Origin of the sequence: Devosia sp., from assembly GCF_014860165.1 — a bacterium.
GTDB lineage: Bacteria > Pseudomonadota > Alphaproteobacteria > Rhizobiales > Devosiaceae > Devosia.
The window spans coordinates 100539-106847 of sequence record NZ_JACZKG010000063.1; the positions used below are offsets into that span (position 1 = coordinate 100539).

Consider the following 6309-nt stretch of genomic DNA (forward strand, 5'->3'; position numbering starts at 1 on the left):
TTCATCCCTTCCGTCCGCCGGGTCGCCATCAAGGTTCTGCCAACAGGCAGGAATGCCCGCCTCCGGCAGGGCTCGTTTGGTCGGGGAGGACCGATATATGGCCAGTGTCGCCACCGGTGCAGACATAGCGACATCAGTCGGCCTGCGCCGCCGCCGCTTCATGGAGCGCAAGAGCCTGCTCGCGTTGCTGCTCTTCCTGCCGCCCGCGCTGATCCTGTTCACGCTCTTTATCGTGCTGCCGATGGTCGATGCGGCGACCTTCTCGTTCTTCGACTGGAACGGCTACGGCCCCATTACCGATTTCGTCGGCTTCGAGAATTACGCCGACGTCCTCACCCACCGCAATTTCGGCACTGCCGTTCGCAACAGCCTGATCGTGGTGGCGGTGTCCCTGGTTATCCAGCTGCCGCTGGCAATGTGGTGCGCCATCGCTCTGTCCGAGCGCGGCGTCCATATCAATGTGCTGCGCACCCTGTTCTTCCTGCCCTTCATGCTTGCCGAAGTGGCCGCGGGCCTCATCTGGAAATTCGTCTATGATGGCAATTACGGGCTGCTGCCGGCCATCGGCGATGGCATTGGCGTCGATATGCCCTTCGTGCTGGGCGACAAGCTCTGGGTCATCCCCGCCATCATGCTGGTCATCACCTGGAAATATTTCGGCTTCCACATGATGATCTTCATCGCCGGGCTGCAGTCGATCCCGACAGAAGTCATCGAGGCAGCGCGCCTCGATGGCGTCAGGAAATGGCAGATCGTCCGGCACATCAAGATCCCGATGATCCGCTCGGCCATCGTCATCTCGGTCTTCTTCGCCATCACCGGCGCGCTGCAGCTGTTCGACCTGATCATCCCGCTGTCCAATGGCGGCCCATCGCATTCGAGCCACACCATCGTCACCTTCCTCTACCAGTTCGGCATTCTGCGCATGAAGCTGGGCTTTGGCGGTGCCGTCAGCGTGATCCTGTTCATCGCCTGCGTGATCGTGGCTCTCGCCTATCGTCGCATTCTCTTCAGGGTGGAGCAGAACTGATGGTCGACGCATCCAGGAAACGCCAGTCGGTCATCTCGCCCATCCAATGGGTGACGCTGGCCATCGTCGCCGCCTTCGTTATCGTGCCCTTCTACACCACGGCTCTTGGTGGCTTCAAAGAGATCGGCGAATTGCGGGTCAATCCGTTCGGGCTGCCCGCCAGCTGGGATCCGGTGCGCTTCGTCGAGATCCTGGGCGGACCCCGCTATTTCTCCTCGCTGTGGAACTCGTTCCTGATCGCAGCCGGCACGGTCGTGCTGTCCACGCTCGTGGCGTCCATGACGGCCTTTGCGTTGGCCCATATCAAGTTTTTCGGCAGCAAGTTCATCCTGGGCTATCTCATGCTGGGCCTGCTGTTCCCCACCGCCACCGGCATCCTGCCGCTCTTCATCAAGATGCGCGACCTGGGCATGCTCGACAGCCACTGGGGCATCATCATCGTGCAGGTGGCGTTCAGCGTGTCCTTCTCGGTGCTGCTGTTCCACAATTTCTTCAAGGAGCTGCCAAAGGAGCTGATCGACGCCGCGCGCATGGACAATTGCGGCTACGTCAAGATCTACTGGTATGTGACCCTGCCGCTCAGCCTGCCGATCATCGCCACGGTCGGCGTGTTCAACTTCGTCGGCAGCTGGAACAGCTTCCTGCTGCCGCTGATCGTGCTGAACTCGGAAGACAAATACACTTGGCCGCTCGGCATCATGCAGTTCCAGGGACAATTCGGTTCCGACTGGCCGCGCATCCTGGCCTTCCTGACGCTGTCCATACTGCCGGCCATCGGCTTCTTCCTCCTGGCCCAGCGCTACATCATCTCCGGCCTGACCGGCGGCGCGGTGAAGGGCTAGGGAACTTCATCCGGCGTCAGCGCACAGCTGGCGCCGTCCGCGCCCCAGACGATCTCGACTGTCGAGTGGGTAATGCCATAGTCGGCCCGCAGGGTGCGCTTGACGGCGCGGGTGACAACCGCCACATCGCCGCCCGGTGCCAGTGCAATCTCCAGCGTCGCCACCGGCTTGCCCGAGGTGATCGACCAGACATGGACGTGGCGAACCGCCTCGAGCCCCGGCACCTGGGCGACCAGCGCCTTGCTCAAATCCTCGATCACCACATTGCCCGGCGTGCCCTCCATCAGGATATGCAGCGAGTTGCGGAACAGCGTCCAGGCACTGCGCAGGATGAGCAGGCTCACTAGCACCGACAGGATGGGATCAACAGGCATCCAGCCGGTCAGCCAGATGGTAACGGCCGCGGCAATCGCGGCGACCGAGCCGAGCAGGTCGCCCAGCACATGCACCATGGCGCCGCGGATGTTGACATGCTCCTTGTCGCCGCGCGCCAGCACCAGGAACACCACGATGTTGACGACGAGGCCCAGCACGGCGACGACGAACATCGGCCCGGCCAGCACCTCGTGTGGCGTCATGAAGCGCTGGATAGCCTCGTAGACGATCCAGCCGACCAGCGCGAAGAGCGTGACCGCATTGATCAGCCCGGCCACCACCTCCAGCCGCATATAGCCAAAGGTGCGCTTGCCATCGGAGACGCGACGCCCGAAGCGGAATGCCGCCCAGGCCAGCAGCAATGCCGCCGCATCGGTCAGCATGTGGCCGGCATCGGCGATCAGCGCCAGCGAGCCCGACAGCAGGCCCGCGACGATTTCGGCCAGCATGAAGCCGGCCGTCAGCAGAAAACCGATCAGGACCACGCGTTCATTGGCGGCATTCACCGCGGGAGCGTGGCTATGGTCATGATCGTCGTGGTCATCGGCGTGGCCCGATTGCGGCTGGTCAGCATGATCCTGATCGGGGTGCTCAAGATCGGCATGGTCATGGCCCGCATGATCGTGCCCGTGGCCCATGGGGCCCTGTTCCTTGCTGCCGTAAGCCATCACGCCTCTCCGTCGGATACTAACATATGAATACATATTCATATGTGAGGATCAAGGCAATTGCGGCACACCTCCTGCGGTCAGGTGTCGCTGTCCTCGCCATGCTCTTCCATAGCGTGCTCGATCATGTCGGCCAGCATCCGGGCGATATGCTCGTCTGCCGTCTCGTAGAACACCTGGCGGTTGCGCCGCGTGCCGCGCACCAGCCGCGCTGCCCGCAGCAGCCGGAGGTGATGGCTGACCAGAGATGGCGAGGCGTTGACGGCCCTCGCAATATCGCCCACGGCGATCGGCGCGCTCAGGCAGGCCAGCAGCACCCGTAGCCGGGTTGGATCGCCCAGCAGGCGATAGGTCTCTGCTATGACGGATATCTGGGCGTCGCTGGGACTGTTCACGGTAACGGACTCGACGGGGCTTGCTGACCCAGAGGTAAGGCGCTTCGGCTTTGCGCGCCAGAGGGTGGCCCCATCGGGCGCATTCTGCCAAGCTGTCCAAAACAATGGAGGGATCGACCATGGGCTTCCGCGCGCTGATCACCGACAAGGATGCGGCCGGCAAAGTCACCTCGTCCGTGCAGGTCCTGGAGGAAGAGCGTCTGCCCGAGGGCGATGTCTCGGTCGACATTGAATGGGCCGGTCTCAACTACAAGGACGGCCTCTGCCTCACCGGTGGTGGCGGCCTCGTGCGGGCCTATCCGCATGTCGCAGGCATCGACTTTGCCGGCACGGTGCGCGAAAGCCGGGATGGGCGCTACGCGATAGGCGACCAGGTGGTGCTGACCGGCTGGCGCGTCGGTGAGACCCATTGGGGCGGCTATGCCGAACGCGCGCGCGTCAATGCCGACTGGCTGGTGCCACTGCCTGCCGGGCTGAGCACGCGCGACGCCATGGTTGTCGGCACAGCGGGCCTGACGGCCATGCTCGCCATCGATCGGTTGGAAGGTGCGGGATTGAAGCCTGGCGCCGGCGAGGTGCTGGTGACGGGCGCGGCGGGCGGCGTCGGCAGCATCGCCACGGCGCTCTTGAGCAGGCTGGGCTATCAGGTCGCCGCGCTTTCGGGCCGGCCGCAGCATGGCGACGCGCTCAGGGCCCTCGGCGCCGCCAGCATCATCGATCGGAATGACTTCCTCGCGCAGCCCGACAAGCCGCTGGAATCGGCGCGCTGGGATGGCGCCATCGACAGCGTCGGCGGCGAGGTGCTGGGGAAGCTGCTCAAGCAGGTCAAATATGGCGGCGCCGTTGCCAGCTTGGGCAATGCGGGCGGCATCGCCCTCGAAACCACCGTCCTGCCCTTCATCCTCCGGGGCGTGACCCTCATCGGCATCGACAGCGTCATGCAGCCTTATGCCACCCGGGTCGCCGCGTGGAAGCGGATCGCCGAAACCTTCGACATCGCGGCCTATGCCGGCCTGGTGCGCGAGATGGGACTGGAGGAGCTGCCGGTGGCCGCGACGGAAATCCTGGCGGGTGAGGTGCGGGGCAGGGTGATTGTGAGGCCGGGGCTGTCGTGACGCGTGGTGGGGGTATTGGTAGATCGCCTCACCGATACCCCGCCGCCTGCAGCTCGAACAGTTCGGCATAGTGTCCCCTGAGGGCCAGCAGCTCTTCATGCGAGCCCGATTCGAGGATCGCTCCATTTTCCAGCACCAGGATCCGGTCGGCCATCCGAACCGTCGAGAAGCGGTGCGAGATGATGACCGCAGTCTTTCCGGCAGCCAGGCTCTTGAAGCGGCTGAACACCTCCGCCTCGGCCTTGGCGTCGAGCGCCGCCGTCGGTTCGTCCAGCACGATAAGGTCGGCATCGCGCATATAGGCACGGGCAATGGCCACCTTCTGCCACTCGCCGCCGGAGAGGTCGCGCCCCTTCTTGAACAGGCGACCCAACTGTTGCTCATAACCCAGGGGCAGCTTGGCGATCACGGCATCGGCAAGGCTCAGCGCAGCGGCATTCTCGATGCGCGCCATGTCGCCCTGGTCCTCCATGCGGCCGACCCCGATATTCTCGCGCGCGCTGAGGCTGTAGCGGATGAAGTCCTGGAAGATCACCCCGATATGGGCGTGGATATCGGCGACGCTGAGCGCCTTCAGGTCGATGCCGTCGATGGTGATCCGTCCCTCATCGGGGTCGTAGAGGCGGGTCAGCAGCTTGACGATGGTGGTCTTGCCCGCGCCATTCTCGCCCACCAGCGCCAGCGTCTCGCCCGCCTTGAGGGTAAAGCTGAGGTGCCGGATGGCCCAGCCATCGGTGTCGGGATAGCGGAAGCCGACATCCTCGAACACGATGCCCTCGCGGATCGGCTGCGGGAACGGCTGGGGATTGGCTGGCGACAGGATCGTCGGCTCGATCTCGAAAAAACTGAACAGGTCATCCAGATACATCGATTGCCCGGCAATCTGGGTGAAGCCGAGCAGGATCTTCTGGAACAGCCCGTTGAGCCGCAGGAACGAGCCCGAAAGAAAGGCCAGGTCACCAATGGTGAAGTCACCGCTGATCGTCCGCCAGACGATGAAGCCATAGGCGCCATAATAGGTCAGTGTCGAAATCGCCGAGAACAGAGCTCCCCACAGCGCCCGCTGCGTCGAGAGCGCGCGGTTTTCCAGGTAGATCGTGTGGGCCAGCTGCTTGAAGCGGGCAATGAGAAAATAGCCCAGCCCGAACAGCTTGAGTTCTTTCGCCGTCTCGGCGCTGGCGCCGATATAGCGGATATATTCGAGCTCGCGCCGCTCTGGCGTGCGCCAGCGGCTCATGAAATAGGCGAGCGTATTGAACCGCGTCTCGCCCCAGATGGCGGGCACGAAGCTCAGCGGCAGTAGCAGGATCAGCCACGGCGCATAGACGAAGAGGCCCGCGGCGAGCGTCACCACGGTGATCATGTCCTGCGCCTGCCCGAACATCTGGCTCAAGAGCGCATTGCGGCCGGCCGCCTGTCGGCGAGCCCGTTCGAGGCGATCCTGATATTCCGCCGATTCGAAATGCATGAGGTCGAGCCGTGCCGCATGCGCCATCAGCTCAACGCTGACCGTGTTGGAATGGAGTTCCGACAGCACCGAATCGACCAGTCCGGTGGCGCGGGCCAGCAGGTCCGAAGCGACAACGAGTGCCAGTTCCACCGCCATCAGCACCAGCACCGTCGAGAGCGCGCCGCTGGCCCACCAATCGGCAAACCCCGGGCCGGGCGCGGCAATGGTCGTCAGGCGCACAACCTCATCGATGATCAGCTTGCCCACATAGAGCATGGCGATGGGCTGCAGCGAGGCGACGAGGCGGAGGCCGACGCTGGCCGATGTGAGCGGCTTGCTGGTGCGCCAGATCTGGGCCACCAGGCGTCCAAGATGGCGGAGATTGTCGAGGCGCTCTCGGAAAGTAGGGGCTTTGTCGGGCGTAGGGGGTGGGC

6 protein-coding genes are annotated in these 6309 nt (G+C 63.9%); 3 read left to right on the forward strand and 3 right to left on the reverse strand.

The genetic code is table 11. The annotated features are described in order from the left end of the window. Positions 1–97 precede the first annotated feature (97 nt). Both IH615_RS15890 and IH615_RS15895 read left to right on the forward strand, forming a co-directional pair. The gene (locus tag IH615_RS15890; RefSeq protein ID WP_291363267.1) at positions 98–1030 is read left to right on the forward strand and encodes a sugar ABC transporter permease; all 933 of its coding nucleotides are present in this window, start codon (positions 98–100) and stop codon (positions 1028–1030) included. After that, on the forward strand, positions 1030–1872 hold the full coding sequence (locus IH615_RS15895) for a carbohydrate ABC transporter permease (RefSeq protein ID WP_291363268.1): 843 nt from the start codon (positions 1030–1032) through the stop codon (positions 1870–1872). Before IH615_RS15890 ends, IH615_RS15895 begins: the two co-directional genes overlap by 1 nt. Here IH615_RS15895 and IH615_RS15900 read toward each other — a convergent pair. Together IH615_RS15900 and IH615_RS15905 are read right to left on the reverse strand one after the other, a co-directional pair. Next, on the reverse strand, positions 1869–2915 hold the full coding sequence (locus tag IH615_RS15900) for a cation diffusion facilitator family transporter (protein ID WP_291363269.1): 1047 nt from the start codon (positions 2913–2915) through the stop codon (positions 1869–1871). The genes IH615_RS15895 and IH615_RS15900 overlap by 4 nt on opposite strands. A gap of 80 nt (positions 2916–2995) precedes the next feature. After that, positions 2996–3310, reverse strand: a complete 315-nt coding sequence (locus IH615_RS15905; protein ID WP_291363270.1) for a metalloregulator ArsR/SmtB family transcription factor — start codon at positions 3308–3310, stop codon at positions 2996–2998. Between the two features lie 119 nt (positions 3311–3429). Between IH615_RS15905 and IH615_RS15910 the strand changes: the two genes are divergently transcribed. Then, positions 3430–4425 carry an MDR family oxidoreductase gene (locus IH615_RS15910; RefSeq protein WP_291363271.1) on the forward strand — a complete coding sequence of 332 codons (996 nt, stop codon included), beginning with the start codon at positions 3430–3432 and terminating at the stop codon, positions 4423–4425. 28 nt (positions 4426–4453) lie between these two features. Here the strand turns inward: IH615_RS15910 and IH615_RS15915 are convergent. Continuing rightward, positions 4454–6309 (reverse strand): ABC transporter ATP-binding protein (locus tag IH615_RS15915; protein ID WP_291363272.1); only part of this gene is annotated, 1856 nt, incomplete at its 5' end.